This window comes from Parabacteroides sp. AF48-14 (assembly GCF_003477465.1).
Lineage (GTDB): Bacteria > Bacteroidota > Bacteroidia > Bacteroidales > Tannerellaceae > Parabacteroides > Parabacteroides acidifaciens.
In genome coordinates, this window is the sequence record NZ_QUDI01000004.1 from 39018 (window position 1) to 57221 (window position 18204).

Here is an 18204-nt window from a genome sequence, read left to right on the forward strand (position 1 = left end):
ACTCCCGCTCCCTCACTTGTATTATTTACTCGGCAGCTCCGGGGTAACCGGGATTTTGTAATAATTTTGCACCCGTATTCGCATCAATTGCTGTTTGAGGAATTGGCCATAATTCATGGTAAGGTTCCATATTGTCCTTAACCCTGAAATTATATTTCATCGTTCTTTCATATAATTTATTCAGTCGAACCAAAGTCTTTCTACGCGGTTCTTCAACAACTAATTCGCGCATACGTTCATCCAGAATATAATCTAACGATATTTGACCAGGCTGAACGGGTTTAGCTTGTGCTCTTCCTCTGACAACATTAATATCATTTGCAGCATTTGCCAAATCTCCTTTATGGAAATAGGCTTCCGCCCTTAACAAATAAGTTTCAGAAAGACGCATTATGTACCGATCATTAGGTGTCCTTCCAGCCATAGCCCCCCAAGGCATTTCCCCTTCTATCTTACGGAAGTAAGGATAACACACTCTAAATGTATCAACCGATTTATCCGTTATTGTTCCATCAGACAAAGTAATATACATTTTGCCATCATCCTTCTTTGTCAGAACTAATTTTTCCCCATTATACTTAGAATCAGGATTATTCATATAAAAATCTTTCTTAAAGTTATACGGAGAGTAACGCATATCGTTCGGATCATCCCATATCTCATAATTAGCATGATTTAAAGGGCGAATAATCCCCTGCATACGTCCTACTGTGTCACAAACCAGAATCTTTTTACCATCAGGATAAGTTACATCTTCTATTTTAGGTCCCCAAAGACGAAGTTGTGCATTGTTAGCTTCTTCGGCTCCCGGAGTCAAATATTCGAACTGTACGACCCATATCCCCTCTTTATTGCCTGAGGCTCTATTTTGTTGGTTAGTCCAAAACAAGTCAGAGTAATAATCTCCCGGACGGCTTGTATCACCAAAACGGGATTTCACGAGTGCGTATTCTCCACAACTACCATCAATAACAGCAGTCGCAGCGGCTATCGATTTATCATAAAATGACTGATCTCCTGTTTCTTGCCCTAAACTAATGTATACTTCTGATAACAGATGGTTTGCCGCAGCTCGAAAAATACGTCCATCTTGTGAAGCATCAGATGTAACAATCGGTAAATATTGGGCTGCAAATTCCAAGTCCTTCTGGATAAACTCAAGAACTTCTTTCCGTGAAGCACGTGTATAATCAAAACGAGGACTCAGTTCTTCTTTATCGACAATAGGCACACCTCCAAAAAGATTCACTAAAATATTATATGTATAAGCCCGAAAAAACTTAGCCTCTGCTACAATTGCATTTTTTTCGTCTTCTGTCCAAGAGACATTTGGATTCTCTGCCCTGGTAACAACAAGATTAGCATCTTTCAACATTTTCTGATAAGCCCAGTTCCAATAGAACTTGGGGGTTGCATGCTCTGGTAGAATCAGACTGTAATCATTAAAGAAACGACCATCTGTAACACCGCTGCATGCCACATCTGTCCCGGTATTCATGACATCTTCATTATTCGACTGAAAAAGTCCGCTACGAGCAAAATTATGTAAGGAGTAAATTACTGTCTCAAACCCCTTTTTAGAAGTCAATAAGTTTTCCGGACTGAATTTATCCATCGGCTTCTCTTCCAAGTAGCTATCGCTACATGACACCTGTGTTCCCAACAATAAAATAAGCGTAGAGAACAAAACTATGTATCTTGATTTTTTCATCTTTACTACGTTTTTTAATTATAAACTGATCTGAAGTCCCAAAACCCATGATTTTATCAATGGACCATTCTTGGAAGCTCTCCCTCCGGAAGCATGTTCCGGATCCCATCCATGCCAACCAGTCCAAGTTGCAAGATTTTTTCCACTAACATAAACTTTTACATTATTCAATGTTAACTTTTGAATTAGTGATTTTGGAAGACTGTACGCCAAAGAAACATCCTGCAATCTCAAATAAGTCAACTTTTCATAAAATCCATAACTACGCGGATTGGAGTAACCAACACTGGGGCGATCATTTAAAGGATTTTCCGGAGTCCAATAAGGTAAATCCAACTGATTACAACGATTATAATATTCTGTTCCCGGATTTATCCAATTATTTGCAGCATATCCACCACATCTCAAATCCAATAAAAAGGATAACGTAAAATCTCTATATCTGAACATGTTATTCATACTCATTGTAAATTTTGGACGGTTATTATGCAAAACCATACGATCTTCCGGACCAATCGAACCATTGCCACTAATATCCTTAAACTTTATATCGCCTGGTTTTGCAGATTTGTCAATAGAGAAATCATCCCCTTCCTGCCATATTCCATCAAAAACATAATTATAGTTTGATCCCATAGAATATCCGATAAAACGACTTTTCCCTATATCGTCATCTTCTTTTCCATCACCATCCAAATCTTCCCCTGAAAGATGAAGAATCTTATTCGCGTTAGCTGAAAAATTCAATGAGGTACTCCATGAAAAATCTTTCGTACTAATGTTTTCGGAATTTAGAGTCAGTTCAATTCCTCGGTTTTGAGTTTCTCCAATATTAGTCAAATACTTATCATAGCCCGTCATGCTTGGTATACTAACTTCCAACAAAAGATCAGTCGTTTTTGTACTATATAAATCGATATTACCGCTCAAACGACTATTAAACAAAGTAAAATCCAAGCCTAAATTATAAGACTGTGAGGTTTCCCATCCTAACAAAGGATTTGCCATAGAAGTAGGATAAAGTCCGACTGAAGTGTTTCCTCCATCACCAAATACATATCGGGCCAAATCCATCGTACTTAATGATTCGTAACTGCTAATTCCACGATTACCATTCTTACCCCATGATAAACGTAATTTCAAAAAATCTAACCAGGAAATATTTTTCATGAACTGTTCCTGAGAAAGAGCCCAACCTAAACCAATAGAAGGGAATGTTCCATATTTACGATCACTACCAAAAGCAGAATAGCCATCCCGTCTAACAGTCAGGTTTACCATATACTTATCAGCAAAACGATAACCGACACGTGCCATACTTGATACGGCGGCAGATTTCCCCGCTGTCGTACTTACCGTATGATTTTCACCAATGCCTAATCCATTAAATCCCAAAGCATCATTAAATATATTATTACTGCTTAATGTTGATTTATTTGCACTACTATATTCGTAACCATACATCAACGTTACATCCACATTATGCTTTTCTGCAAACGTATTATTATATTTGACGATATTTTCAAAAATAAGATCATGGGTAAACTGATGCTCTTTCGAGCCGCTTCCTAACCAAGACGAACCGTCACGATTATACGCTGGTGTATAGTTGTTTACATCCTTAAATCGCAAGTTGTTAGATAAGTTCATCTGATAACTCAAACCCTTCAATGGAAGTTTAATTATCATATAGTTATTATTAAACACTCCATACGAAATCTCCTTATTATCTTTCATCTCCACATTCCACAGTGGATTCTGAACCATACCATCACCATAGGGTAAGCGACGTAATGTCCCGTCGTCATCATATCGAATAGACGAATATGGACTTAATCTTGCAGCATCTCCCCAGTTGGCCTCAGCTCCTGAATAGTCTTTTGTCGCAAAACTGGAATTTGTTCCAATTTCAAGCCAATCTGTAACATGAAGATCAAAATTGGCTCTCACTGATAATCTTTTAAATTGGTCCCCGACTAAAGGTGATTTCTGAGATGTAAAAGAACCAGAAAGATAATAGGTCATTTTTTCTCCCTTTCCAGAAATGCTCAATTCATGTTCAGTCATCGGAGCATCCTGCTTAATCACATCCCAAGGATTAATAGTTCGGCCGGCTGCTATATTTTCTTCTTCAATCGTTTGAAAAGGCAACTCTTGGTTCATATAGACCTCGGCATCTTTACGCAATTGCTGATATTGTTCACCACTCATAAGCTTCGGCATATTGGCAAAATCAGAAAAACCGACATAACCATTATAATTCAGCTGAGGTTTCGATGTTTTACCTCTTTTAGTCGTGATCATAATAACGCCATTAGCACCACGAGAGCCATAAATAGCTGTAGAACTGGCATCCTTAAGAACATCAATCGTTTCAATATCATTCGTATTAATATCCGATAAACGTCCTCCTGAAAATGGAACACCATCCAATACTATCAGCGGATCATTACTTGCAGTTATAGAGGTCGTCCCTCTAACCTGTATCGTTCCATCTGCTCCTGCCATACCTGTATCAATAACCCGAACCCCAGCAACACTTCCCCGCAGAGCTTGTACCGGGTTAACATTAGGAATAGTTGATTTTTCGGTAACATCTACACGCGTTAATGCTCCTGTTACATCCTTTTTACGGGCAGAACCATAACCAATTACTACAACTTCATCCAACGTCTTCGTATCCTCTTTCAACTTTATGCTATACGAGTTCTTTTGTGTTATCGGAATATTTTGAGTATTATAACCGATATAAGAAACAATCAACACGGCTCTATCTGCAATGTCTAAAGTAAAACGTCCATCAGCATCTGTAATTGTTCCGTTTGTCGTTCCTTTTTCTACAACATTAGCCCCTGCAATCGGCTCTCCATTTTCATCCGTGACCACTCCTGTGATCTTTCTTGAAGCTTGAGAGTTGACCATTGCTTTTGTTATAATAATATGTTTCCCCGTAATTTTGTAAGTCAGATTATTATTCTTCGTGATTTCATTAAGTATTTCCGATACGAGTTTATTCTTTGCATTCAGGTTGATACGTTGGTCATTATCAATCTCTTCACTTTTATAGAAAAACATAAATTCGGACTGTTTCTCTATCTGTGAGACGACATCGTAAAATGTTCCATTTTCTACTGAAACTGAAATACGATGCTCCTGGGCATAAGTTGTCGCGGAGATTTGGAGTATTCCTACTAATATGAGCATTAGCGTGATTTTCATAATACGTGTTATTTTTAGTGACAGTAAAGCACTATCATCTCGTTCTTTTTTCATACATTTGGATGTTTTTATTATTAAATTGTCTCATTCGCAGAGTTTTCCAGACAAGAGCGAAGGAGAACGGTTAACTAATTAAAAATGATTTTTGAATCGGGAAATGTTGCAACCATTTTCCGATTCTACTTTTAAATGACCGGGAATTTATGCATAGGCAGTTAGATTTAATAGTTATACAAATTATTTACTTGTTATGAATATGTCCTTTTTCACCCGCTTAAAAGTGAACTGTTTTTCATAATCGATGATTCGAAGTACATCCAGAATATCCTGATCCAGTGAAAATGTACCTGTATATTTTATCTGTTCCAGACGCTTATCGTCCAGATAGATCTTTACATTATAATAATTCTCGAGACGTTTAACAATGGAAGACAACGACGCATCCTTAAATTTATACTCTCCGTTAATCCACGCATTTGACAGGGATGCATTTACGTCTTGTAGTGAAACAGAACCCATTTTATTATCCGATAGCGCTTTCTGATCAGGCTTCAAATACATACGACTCATAGATTCTCCCTTTTCATTGAATGCTTCCAACAAAATCTGCCCACTCAAAAGTGTTATTTCACTATATAATTCATTACTATACGCTTGTACATTAAATGTCGTACCCAACACTGTTATGTCCTGCTTATTCAGCTTAACGACAAATGGCTTTTCTTCATTTTTAGTTACTTCGAAATAGGCTTCCCCATCCAGATAAACCTGGCGGTTTTTCCCGTTAAAACTGGCCGGATATTTTAGAGTTGTTGCTGCGTTCAGCACAACTTTCGTTCCGTCAGACAAAATCACCGTATTGGCACGCCCACCTTTTTGAACATGTATTTCATTATATACGATACTTTCTTCCGCCAAATAAGGAGATTTTGCATTTCCATAAAACGCATGGACTCCCCAGCCTAATCCGACAGCCAATGCCGCAACTGCAACATATTTTACCAGCGAAAGCCATAAACCATATGTCTGTGATTTTGCAAGAGAAGACACCGTTTCATAGCGTTTTTCCATACGGGCATGCATTTTCTGCCAACTTGCCTCATTCACATCTTCTCTCGAAAAGAAAGGACGACGGCTGGAATCTGATATACATTTCAGATCAAAGAAATAAGATTTGTGTTCCGCATCTTCCTCCAGCCAGGATTCCAGGTAACGGAGTTCTTCCTCATTTATATCCTGCTGCAGAAAACGGATTATCAATTCTTCTATGTTATATTTCTCAGACATTCCAATGCTTGTTTATATTATACACGATTAACTTTCCGGATATACTTACGCTAAGTCTCAGAATTTTAAAAGAAAGATCAAAAAACCTGCTAAAATACCCCGTAAAATCTTTAGTGCCTTATAAAGCTGCGCTTCCACCGTCCGGGTAGATATGTTGAGCAACACGGCTATTTCTGCAGTCTTTCGCTCTTCCAAATAAGACATGGTAAAGATTTCACGGCATTTTCCAGGTAACTTGTCCATCTCATTGTAGATAAGCTCCAAACGTTCATCTTCCGCAAAAAGAGATTGCGGATCATCATTATAATAAATCTCTTCTACTTTCAATTTAGTTGTGACGGTACTAATATAATCTCCTTTCACCTCTTGGTGCTTCAGGTAATCCAGACAGGCATGCTGGACCGAACGATATAGATAAGTCCTTATCCCTTCTTTTAAAAACAAGAAAGTCCTCTTCTGCCAAATTTTAAGAAATACATCCTGCACCAAGTCTTCGGCAGTAGTGGCATCCACATATTTCCCGGCATAAAAGATCAGTATCGGAGCATTCGATTTATATAGCTCCTTAAACTGATTCAACTCTCGATCTTCCTCTTTCGGTCTATCCATAACGTATGCTAACAAAGAAACGTTTCTACAAGTATAGACGATTTATCTGGGAAAACTACTTACGGAAAGGTTATATTTTTATTTAGAGGGGGCTTTTTAACGATTGAAAGGAGAAGATTTACCTTGTGTTGAGTAGAGCGTCCCTCTCAATTGACCTATTGTTACATTGGTCAATTGGCACCTCATTGCCCCCCTATTGTAATTAAAGGTTTATTTAATATAGAATTATTTAGTAATAGAATAGATGTCACTTTTTCTTGGACGCAACAAGCATTTTTCTGCGTATTTAGTTTTAATTGGAAATTAGGCTATCACTTATACCAATAGACTTCTCCCCACGTCATTAAGCAACTGGAAGTTCTAACATCTTCTAATTTAATAAATGAAGTCCAATAAGATTCGCGATGATCAATCGTATGTCCCAATTCATTTTCATGTCCTGTAATCACGAGTTTTGGATTGAACCCTTCAATCGTATCGGACAAACGGTTCGCCCAACAATTAATCAATAAAATATCCAATGCAGGAATTTTTGTTTTCACATCAAATAACCACTCCAAATCATCTTCACTATATTGATCACCCGTCTGTGCGAAAGTAAAACCTTCAGGAGTCGTCACCACATGAATATTGTTAATCAGTTCACTTTGATGCCCCGGCAATATTTTTACATCCAGCTTGCCCCCTCTTGTTTTGAATGTTTTATCAATAATCTGCTCCGAACGAATATGAGTTACCGATTTATTTCCAACCAAACTATTGTCCGGAGCAACCACCTGTTTTCCCATATCTGTAAACATTTTTACGACAACCGGGTCTATATGGTCCGGATGATTATGAGAAAGGAACATAATATCGCACTGTTCAACAATAGCTTGCATCGTTTTATCTGAAATCAAAGAAGGAGATTCCTTCATAGCTCCCCCACGATACAAGTCAAAAGCAACAGTAACACTTTTTGTCTTTACGATAAATCCGTCATTATAGAGTTTATACACTTTCATACCCTCTACCAATGGTTTCTGCATATCTTCCAAAAGCACGCCCAAACGAGATTCCATGAATCGGGAGAGCGTTCCGCTACCATCCAAACGCGTATCATGAAATACACCATCCAGTAATTGTAATGCAGCTTTACGAGCTAATGTCGGATTACCAGAGGAAGGAGGGTTATCTTTTAAGAGAGCATCTACCAGATGAAAAGTTTTTTCAGTTTGATTAATCAGATACACTTCTTGCTTTCCCCAAAAAGGCACCGTTTTTTCCTGCGCTTGTAACAACATATACAATGGCAAAACAAACAATAATAATAAAAATACACTCTTTCTCATTTGGATAATTATTTAATTTTCGCTCGTGAAATTTTACTGATTATAATAGGGTAAGGGAAATTGGCATACGCCAAAATATTACCCTACTCTCGCGTCACATTCAATAAAACTATATTTGGATGAATACGCATTTATCACCTCAACTCGAAATGTTTACTAATCTCCTTTGAATTACCAGCGTAGAAATCGATAGTTACATGCAGGTCAGAAACATTCATTTTATAAGAACCTGCCGAAGTCGAACGGATATAGGTTTTCAAACCGGATTTATATTCATTCAACAGCTCAATGTCGTCCTCATATTTGGATCCGTCCTCTTTTCTCTTGGATTTAGCCATTTCGTGAATATTACCGTAATCCCGCGGCTGATCCGACGTACAAGAATAGGTCCCTAACTCCGGTTTAGACCAGACGCTATTAACCGTCATTTGTGTAATGCGGCCACCATCCCCATACCAATCTGTCAATTCAGTTGTATGGATGTGTCCACAGATACACAAGGCGTTCCGTTGGGCAAATATTTTACGAAAATGTCTACGTGCAGCAGTCTCTTCAACCGACTTACCTCCGTGGAAGAACCATCGGCAACTTCCTCCGTCATAGGGTAAAATCGGACCGTGAGTCAATATGAATGTATGTCGGGCTCCTTCACACTCTTTTAGCATCTGATCAATGAGTGTATCATCCGGGTCATTGAAATCCAGTACAATATAAGCATCACTGCCGATCGTGAAGAAAAAGTTCGTATGAATAATGGACTTTCCTAATTCCTCAGACATCCGTTTCGGCATATAGGTATGATAAGCCTCTTTTGCGTTCGTTCCGCGGATATCATGGTTACCCGTCACAGTCACAAAGGGCAAACCATGAAGTTCTGACTTGAAGCGGTTCATCACGTCTTCTAACATTTTTTTGTGGACCTCCGGATTACCGCAATCTCCTTGAATCAAGTCGCCCAATTGAAATACCATTTTGGTGTCAGTACCAATCAGTTGGGCAGCCCGTTTAAGTAACAAAGGACAACGCTCTCGCCACATCTCTCCATTACGGGCAAATTCAGCACGTTGTACTCGGTTCAACCATTCTACCGGTTCATTATAGTCTGCATGATACACACTGGCCGGTTCCGTATCAAAGTGTGTATCACCTAACAATACGATTGAATATTTTTTCTCCAGGTTCGATTCAGATAAATAGGACAATCGGCTTCCGAATACTAAACCTGCAAGCGATGTTGCACTGGTTGTTAGAAATGCTCTTCGTTTCATGATATAGATATTTATATGATGTAAATATAATATAGTTTAAGATAAGAGGTATAAACCTTTCATTTTATACCTCTTATTTTCATTATTCACATTTTACAGACTAATCCTGCCAGCCCGGATTCTGCGTAAGATTTGAATTCATCTCTCTTTCCTTTGCAGGGATCGGCCAAATCTTTATTTGTTCACCAACGCTAAGATGCTTGTAAGTAGTCTCACCCCAAATCTGCATCAAACCATTCGTATTAAGTTCTCCTACCTGTCCGGAAGAATGATCTTTAAACTTCCTGTCGTACCATGTACCCCAGCGAAGCTCATTAAAGAACATAGAGTCTTCACCTCCAAGTTCAACATAAAACTCTTTACGAATACGTTGCCGCATATCCTCTTGTCCACTCACAACAGTCGCAGGATAAGCCTGATCATTAAGAAGAACATGCCCAACGCGCTGTCTTACTTTATTTACAAAAGCAACAGCCTCACTCGTCCTGCCTAACTCATTCAAGCATTCAGCCCGCCTAAGAAGAATTTCAGCATAACGACAGAGTATAATATCTTCGGAATAGACCCAACGAGTCGTACATTCATCATTCTCTGTTACATATTTCCTCCAAAGATAATAAAACTTAGAATTTGTATCTGTACGGATGTCATAAGGTTCTCCAGCATCCAGAATGTACGGCCAACGGAGCGTCCAGGTATGATTTCCTACACCTGCCTGATTCCCGTCGTAAGTCGAGTAAGGAGTTATAATCGACTGCATCAGACGCGGATCACGATCTTCATATGCCTGACGTATTCTTGCCTCATTTCCTTGATCCAAATATTTGCTCATATCGGCACCATAAGAAACCATATTATTATAAAGAGCCTGATAATTAGAGGTCGCTTCTGTTGTACCCCATTCTCCTTTACCGGATTGAAGTCCGTCACGCAGAAAGAAAGCAACTCTTGCCAAGGGAGTCATCGAATGCCATCCGGGACAATATTTTTCCCAATCAAATTCAGATCCGTCCGCACACTCGTACATTTCCACAAAAGCTGGATTCGGGAGATAATTGTTCCAAGCAGAACCACCCGTACAACGATTACCATAATTGATTCCTCTCGGATTCCCCATACCACTTGTTTCAACACATTGTATTGAAAAAATCATCTCATCGCATTGCTCGTTAGCCGGTTTAAAGAGCTGAAAGAAATCTCTGTTTCCTTTTACGCCATTACTCGGACTGTAAAGTGAATATCCAAGCCCTTCAATTGCTTCAAAGTCTACAAGGGCTTTAGCATAATCTCCCATAAACTGATAAGCATAACCTCTGAAAGCATAAGCAGCACCTTTTGTTATACGTCCATAACTACTATTACCTTGAGTATATTTACCAGGAAGATTAGGCTCATTAATACAATCCGTAAGATCTGAAAGAACTTGCTCCCATACCTCAGCTTCCGATGAACGCGCTTTGGTTGCTTCCGAACTCTCTACATTTTCCGTATAGATGGGAACACCTCTCCACAGGACATTCAAATGATAATATGCCCAAGCACGCAGAAATTTACATTCGGCTTTCAGTCGCGCTTTCTCGCTGTCCTCCATTTCCGGGACATTATCAATGTTGTTAATAACATCATTAGCCCTATATACAATCGTATAATAATACTTATAATGATTACCGACATTTCCATTCGAAGGTGTACAAGAACCGGAAATCACAAAACAATTATTTTTCCAGTTCATATCAATATCCATTACGGACGACCAGGCATCAAAGGGAATGCCGATAGAAGGGCTATCGTAATTTTTAGAGAATTTTTCATACAGTTCATTATATACACCCATCACAGCTGCACGGGCCAAAATAGGGCTGGTCCACACATTAGAACTTGAGAAACTATAACTTGGAGATGTATCAAGAAGATCGCCGGCACATCCTCCTAAACCGAATAACATACCCGATAAAGTTCCGATGATAGCTATTTTTCTGAATAATTTTTTCATATTTTCAATATATTAGCTGTTTCCAAAATAATTAAAATGTTAAATTTATACCGAAGGCATACTGACGCATAGTAGAATATCCCATGCTAACACGCATTTCAGGATCCATACCAGAGAAACCGGTAATCGCAAAGAGATTTTCCCCGGAAGCATAGACACGAAGCCTTTCAACATAGAACTTTTTAGAAATACTTTTAGGCATTGTATATCCTAAAGTCAAATTTCTAAGTTTAATGAAATTTCCTTTCTCCAAATGAAGAGAAGAACTTGCTGAGCTCTGAGCCCCCGACACATTAACCAAACGAGGTTGTTTTGAAGACAGATTGGTTCTCGGATCCGATGGATTTTCAGGATCATAGAAATAATGATCATCCGCTACCGCATCTGGAATTGCATAGCCATAAGTTGTTTCACTTGAATTCCTTGCCCTACCATAGTAGTAAATACTAAATCCGGCAGATCCTCCCCAAGTCATAGAAAGATCGAAATCTTTCCAGTTTGCGCTGGCCTGGATACCAAAATTATATTTTGGAGTGGTTGAAGTCCCCTGAAATTCAGAATCATATGAATTACCATAAACTCCATCTCCATTCGCATCTGCATAAATATACTCGCCATACCAAAGTGCATTTTTAGCAATATTATTATAAGGTTGGAAAGTATAACCTGCCGCTTGCATGGCCTGAAGCCATTGCATATCGTTGTCCGTACGGATCATACCATCTTTAGGACCACCATTTATATTGACCGTACCGTCCGCATTGAAATATGAACCGTTACCATTATAAACATTAGGAAGATAAAATTCATTAATCTGATGTCCTTCGATAACTCTTGTAGTACTACCGGTAGAAACATCTCCTATATTGGTAGAATATTCCGTATGTTCCTCATTCCATCCTTTTTCCAATTTACCTTTATATTTGCTGACAAAGTTTTTATTAAAAGAAAACTGACCTTTAATGCTATAGCTGAAATCCTTGCCGATATTATCTCTCCATCCAAGCTCTAATTCAACACCCCTGTTCGTAACTTCCGCAATATTCGCTTTCGGAGCAGTCGCATTCCCCATCACCATATACATATCAGGAGTATATAAAATTCCGGTAGTCAACTTATTATAAACATCTATATTACCGTTCAATTTATTATCAAAGAAACCAAAATCAAGCCCCACATTGGTAACGGCTGTCTCTTCCCAAGTAAGAGCGGCATTGGCAATAGAAGTGATGGCAATACCACTTGTCAAAGCTTGACCGGTAGAATAATTTGCTGCCGAATATACAGACTGCCAATCATAATTGCCGATTGCATTGTTGCCCAGCTTACCCCAAGAAGCACGAAGTTTCAAGTTTGTCAACCACTGTACTGGTTTAAGCCACGACTCTTCATTCATACGCCAGCCGGCCGAGAAAGAAGGGAAAGCTCCCCAGCGATAATCAGGAGAAAACCTCGAAGAGCCATCATAGCGTAAGTTAAACTCAAGCAAATATCTGCTTTTATAAGCATAATTCGCACGTCCGAACACCGAGCGGGCAGCATATTCAGTCCCATAACCAGCCGTCGAGTAAGGTGTTGTAGCGGCATCAAGATCATTTACAGCGGCATCTGTAAGTCCCAACTTACTGACATTCGTCTCTCTATAACCATACGTTTCTTCCTCATAGCCAATCATAGCCGACACATCATGGACGCCAAAAGACTGGTTATAATTAAGTAAATGATTCAACTTCGTGCGATTCGTTCTTGTATAATACATACGAGTATAAAGAGTTGAGGGGTCATCAGCTCCTGTTGAATAAGCCCCCTTAGAAAAACTGAACTTTCCAACGGAAGCGTCCGAGACTTTTCTCTCACGGCGAAGATCTTGATAGTAGAAATCAAAGTTATATGTAAAATATTTCAGAAACTTGACTTGAGCATACCACTCCGTATAAAGTTGTGAATATTTGTCAAACCCATTCAATACATTATCCCAAAGCCCGTTATGCGACTGCGGATCCTCTTCGGGTCCTTCCGGCGCACCATATTTTCCATCATAATACGGATATATACAAGGAACCATCTTCTCCGTGTTCATGGAATTGATATGACTGCTCCCATTATAACTGGTAACACTGACTTCTTGATCGGTAACATTTCCCGATGTACGAGTTCCAACCCGCAGCCAGTCGGTAATGTCAGAATACAAGTTCACACGCCCCATATAGCGATTATATCCCGTATTCTTCATGATACCCGGATTATCTATATAGGAAAAGCTCATTGAATAACCTGTTTTCTTCTCCTTGCCGTTGAGTGAAATCGTATGTTTCTGCATCCATTGCTTCGTATAAATCTCATCCCACCAGTCTGTATTGGGATAAGCGACATAATTCGGATAACCCGAAGCAGAAATTCCGTTAGGATCAGCTTTAGCTGCTTCCCAAAGATCAATAGAACTCTGAGAAAACATATCGGAGTTTCCCAAGTTATTAGATGATTCATTCATCAATTTCATATACTGGACATAATCCGAAATTGTATGAACAATTTTGAAAGGTTCATTATATGAGACTGTGCCATCATACGTCACACTAATTTTACCCTCCGTACCGTTTTTGGTCGTGATAAGGATAACACCGTTAGCACCGCGATTTCCATATATGGCGCAAGAAGCCGCATCTTTAAGGATGGAAACATTGGCTATATCAGAAGGATTGACCATACTGATGCTTTGTTCCATTCCATCAACAAGAATAAGAGGGCTGGAAGAATTCAATGTCCCGACGCCGCGAATATTATAAGAAAAACTCTCTGCATTAGGTTGCCCGGAACTTTGCATGATCTGAAGGCCAGGTGAGGCACCGCTAAGCGCTTGAGAGGCATCGGTAACGGGCCTTGATGACATTTCTTCAAAATTGACAGTGGAGACCGAGCCAGTCAGGTTTACTTTCTTCTGAGTACTATAACCAACGACAACTACCTCTTCCAATGCTTGCGTATCCTCTGATAATGTAATATCGACAACGGAACGATCTTTAACTTGAATTTCGATTCTATTATATCCTATATAAGAAGCTACCAACACAGAATTTCCAGAAACGGATAAAGTGTAATTTCCATCGACATCGGTAATAGTCCCATTAGTAGGATTTCCTTTTTCAATGATATTGGCACCGGGGATCGGTTCTCCGTTTTTATCCGTTACTACGCCTTTTATATTTATCTTTGCTTGTAAAGTAGCTTGCCTTTCGTTTCCTTTATATAAGGCAATATGCTTGTCGTTTATCACATAATGGATATTCTCTTTTGCAAATAGTTCATCCAACATTTCGGGAACTGTCTTATCTTTAAAGTTAACAGTAACCTTACGAGTTACTTTTACCTGTTCTAAATTATAAGTGAAATAGAAACCACTTTTTTGTTCAATAGTAGCGAGGACCTCTTGTACTGTCGTATTTTCCATATTCAATGACAATTTCACCGACTGTGAATAGCTCAAATTAGCAAAAGACTGTAAGGTTCCCAATAGTATGAATAATATAACACATCTCATAATATTTAGACTTTTTCGAAGCCATGACGATTTATATACACCGCATGGCGTATTTTTCATAATATAATGCATACATTTGTAAATGATTAGTTAGTAATAAATTTAGGTTCACTAAAGCGTTACTCGCTTAATCCCGGCTGAAGATATTGCCGTATCTTCAGCCTTCGTTTTTATAAATCCTTTCCCATAGGCTTTTTATTTTAATGGTTTGAAAATCCGTATTTGTTCCCCTTCAAATGAATAATCCAATCTCCGGGTTTCTTTCAGTAAATGTAAAACTTGTTCAATCGTAGCTGTATCCTTAAAGCGGCAAGTAAAAACCTCAGAACTTAAAGAATGATCTGTTATAATTATTTTCACATCAAATTTCCGTTCCAAATCACGGACAATATTATCAAGTCGGCATTGGATGAAAGCGCCTTCTCCGTTCATCCACAACTTAACCGTATTCGTATTGATATTCTTTTCCAATGTCAAACCGGAACTTTCCGAATATGAAATCTGTTCGTTTGGTTTGAGAGTCAATTTATTTTTACAGTCGTTTGTTTCCACTTCAACTTTTCCCTCTGCTAATGTGACAACGGACTTTTCGTTCAAGTAAGCTTTTACATTAAATTTCGTACCCAATACCTTTATTGCCAGCAAAGGTGAATGCACGACAAAAGGAAGATGTTCCTTATGGGCCACTTCGAAAAAAGCCTCCCCTTCAAGCCGGACATTCCTTTCCTTGTCAGAAAATTGTGTCGGGTAAATAAGTTTACTTTGGGAATTCAACCAGATCCTTGTTCCATCGGAAAGCATTAGAGATGCTCTTTGTCCTTTGGGTACTTCAACCGTATTCTCGCCTACAGTTGCCGGTTGAACCATTTTATAAAGATTCAATCCTAATAATCCGATGATGAGGACAGCTGCCACATATTTTAATATTGAATATAGGTAAAAATGCTGTTCAGCATTTTTACTCTTTCCCTGGGAAAGAGTAAAACGATTATATGCCTCCTCTATCTCCCTTTTATCTGAAAATCGTAGCTCATCTTTCAAACTCCAGACACGTTCCATCTCAAACAGCCAATCTGCATTCGCTTTATTGGAAGCAATCCACCGGTCGACTAACCGGAGGTCTTCCGGAGTACAAGTGTGAGTGAGGAATCGTATGAGTAATTGTTCGTCCATCTTTTTATTGTGTTTATACAAAGAAGACAACTAAGACGAAACAAACTACGTAGTCAAATATGAGGAAAAATTCAATTTATGTTACAAAGCATGAAAATAAGCATAAAAAGTCCTTTCAGGTCTTCCCGGAGAAAAACAAGCGCCTGCCTGATATGCCCTTCAACTGTTCGCGAAGATATTCCCATAATTTCGGCTATTTCTTTATGACTGATATCATGGAAGTAGGCCAATCGGAAAGCCTGTGCACATTTAGGAGGTAATTTATTAACGGAAAGCTCTATTATCTCACGCAAATCTTGATTTATAACAGACTTAAGGACTTCATTGGCATCGCTGGCTTCACCTAAAAAAGCAATACGCGCCTCTGCAATACGAACACGCGATTCATATTCGTCGACTACCATTTGATGTTTAATATGATTCAGACAACTATTTTGTAACCATTTAAAGAGAAAAGATTGAATATTATCCGGTTGTATCATCTTTTTCTGCTCCCAATAAGAAGCGAAAACCTCTTGCACCAAATCTTTAGCCACTTGCTCATCTACAAAACGACAAGCAAGTGCCATCAATTTAGGATAGAAACATTCAAAGAAAGTTTTAAAAGCAACATGATCCCCTTTCCTTATTCTTTCAATGTCAATTTTCGCTTCCATATTATCGTCTCCTTTCAATCTGTGGTAAAAAAGCGCGGAGCCCATTGACTATTACGTTTTTCTTTATATTTCCAGACAAAGATAATTTTATTTTCGATAAAAGGCTTATTCGTTAGCAATTAATTTTTATTAGAAACACAGCAGTACTAATTAACACTTCAACCATTGATAATTTGCGGGGAAGCCGTACATTTGCACTGTGGTTTTTTCATAATAGTATTAGATTTAAGGTTAACAAAGTTGGTTAGGGGTTGTCGTGAGACAGCCTTTAATTGTTTATAGGGGTTTCGTTCCCCCAGTATATTCTCTCACCCGATAGTCATTGGGAATAAACACAAGGATGAGGCAGGTTATACAGATCAGTTTAAACTTGGCAAATAATGAATCAATAACGAATAAACATCGGTCCTCTATTGCATGTTACGGTTGTATTCTTTGCATGTCACAACTGTCTTCCTTCTATGTTACAGTTGGATTTCTTTTGTTTCACGGCTGTAACATGAATAGCGGGTAGGTATGGAAGGAGCACACATCCCGCATCGTTCATTCTATCTGCCGGGTTATTCATTCTTGTACGGCACTATAACCCCATGAAGTGCTGCAATACCATTTCGCAGGCAATCTTGACGAGTCAGGACCTTCACGCTTGGCAAATAATGAATTTATTTATCCCCAATGATTATCGGGTGAGCCCCAATATATACCGTAGATTAGGGAAAATTGATAACTTATACAGCATAATTGCCATTTGCTACAAGACAAAAGAGGGCGTACTTTGCATTATAAAAGATAACACATAAAAACAGCAAAGACATGATGACTAAATTAAGTAACTTATTCTACACATTTCTGAACATGGCGGCTTCTACTCAGAAGCTGGGTATTAACCTGATCCGCGTTGCGATCCTGATCATTTTCGTCTGGATCGGAGGATTGAAGTTCTATAACTATGAGGCGGAAGGCATCGTTCCGTTTGTAGCCAACAGCCCGTTCATGAGTTTCTTCTATACGAAAAGCGCTCCCGAATATAAGGAATATAAGCTGAAAGAAGGAGAGTTCAACGAGACAAAACATCAGTGGCATGTGGAAAACAATACATACGGATTCTCGCACGGATTGGGCATCCTGATTATGGCGATCGGCATTCTTACGTTCCTGGGTATTTTCTCTCCTAAAATCGGTTTGGTCGGCGCAGGACTGGCAATCATTATGACAATCGGGACGCTTTCCTTCCTCGTCACAACGCCCGAAGTATGGGTTCCGGACCTCGGAAGCGGAGAACATGGCTTCCCTCTTTTGACAGGGGCCGGCAGATTGGTGATAAAGGACACGGCGATTATTGCCGGGGCAATCGTGTTACTTTCAGACTGTGCACAGAGAATACTGAAACAGAAAAGATAATAAAGAAGAAAGGGAGTG

The 18204-nt window shown here is 38.9% G+C and carries 11 protein-coding genes; 1 reads left to right on the top strand and 10 read right to left on the bottom strand.

Features of this window, described 5'->3' with window-relative positions:
• Nucleotides 1–25: 25 nt before the first annotated feature.
• From DW083_RS03040 to DW083_RS03085, 10 genes are all read right to left on the bottom strand, one after another.
• Nucleotides 26–1711, bottom strand: coding sequence for a RagB/SusD family nutrient uptake outer membrane protein (locus DW083_RS03040; protein ID WP_115498533.1), 1686 nt, complete (start codon nt 1709–1711; stop codon nt 26–28).
• Nucleotides 1712–1729: 18 nt separating this feature from the next.
• A complete protein-coding gene (locus DW083_RS03045; protein ID WP_122331380.1) occupies nt 1730–4984 on the bottom strand; it encodes a TonB-dependent receptor in 3255 nt (1084 codons plus the stop codon).
• 183 nt (nt 4985–5167) lie between these two features.
• Nucleotides 5168–6217, bottom strand: coding sequence for a FecR family protein (locus DW083_RS03050; RefSeq protein ID WP_122331381.1), 1050 nt, complete (start codon nt 6215–6217; stop codon nt 5168–5170).
• 57 nt (nt 6218–6274) lie between these two features.
• Nucleotides 6275–6826, bottom strand: a complete 552-nt coding sequence (locus DW083_RS03055) for an RNA polymerase sigma-70 factor (RefSeq protein WP_122331382.1) — start codon at nt 6824–6826, stop codon at nt 6275–6277.
• Nucleotides 6827–7137: 311 nt separating this feature from the next.
• Entirely contained in the window at nt 7138–8157 is a 1020-nt protein-coding gene (locus DW083_RS03060) for an MBL fold metallo-hydrolase (RefSeq protein ID WP_233551719.1), read from the bottom strand.
• Between the two features lie 134 nt (nt 8158–8291).
• On the bottom strand, nt 8292–9425 hold the full coding sequence (locus DW083_RS03065) for a metallophosphoesterase (RefSeq protein ID WP_122331383.1): 1134 nt from the start codon (nt 9423–9425) through the stop codon (nt 8292–8294).
• A 100-nt stretch (nt 9426–9525) separates the two neighbouring features.
• On the bottom strand, nt 9526–11418 hold the full coding sequence (locus DW083_RS03070) for a RagB/SusD family nutrient uptake outer membrane protein (RefSeq protein ID WP_122331384.1): 1893 nt from the start codon (nt 11416–11418) through the stop codon (nt 9526–9528).
• A gap of 31 nt (nt 11419–11449) precedes the next feature.
• Nucleotides 11450–14866, bottom strand: a complete 3417-nt coding sequence (locus tag DW083_RS03075; RefSeq protein WP_122331429.1) for a TonB-dependent receptor — start codon at nt 14864–14866, stop codon at nt 11450–11452.
• A 285-nt stretch (nt 14867–15151) separates the two neighbouring features.
• Complete coding sequence (locus tag DW083_RS03080) at nt 15152–16015, bottom strand: FecR family protein (RefSeq protein ID WP_233551720.1); 864 nt, start codon at nt 16013–16015, stop codon at nt 15152–15154.
• A 185-nt stretch (nt 16016–16200) separates the two neighbouring features.
• Entirely contained in the window at nt 16201–16785 is a 585-nt protein-coding gene (locus DW083_RS03085) for an RNA polymerase sigma-70 factor (protein WP_122331430.1), read from the bottom strand.
• A gap of 813 nt (nt 16786–17598) precedes the next feature.
• Here DW083_RS03085 and DW083_RS03090 point away from each other — a divergent pair.
• On the top strand, nt 17599–18186 hold the full coding sequence (locus tag DW083_RS03090; protein ID WP_122331386.1) for a DUF417 family protein: 588 nt from the start codon (nt 17599–17601) through the stop codon (nt 18184–18186).
• Nucleotides 18187–18204 lie beyond the last annotated feature (18 nt).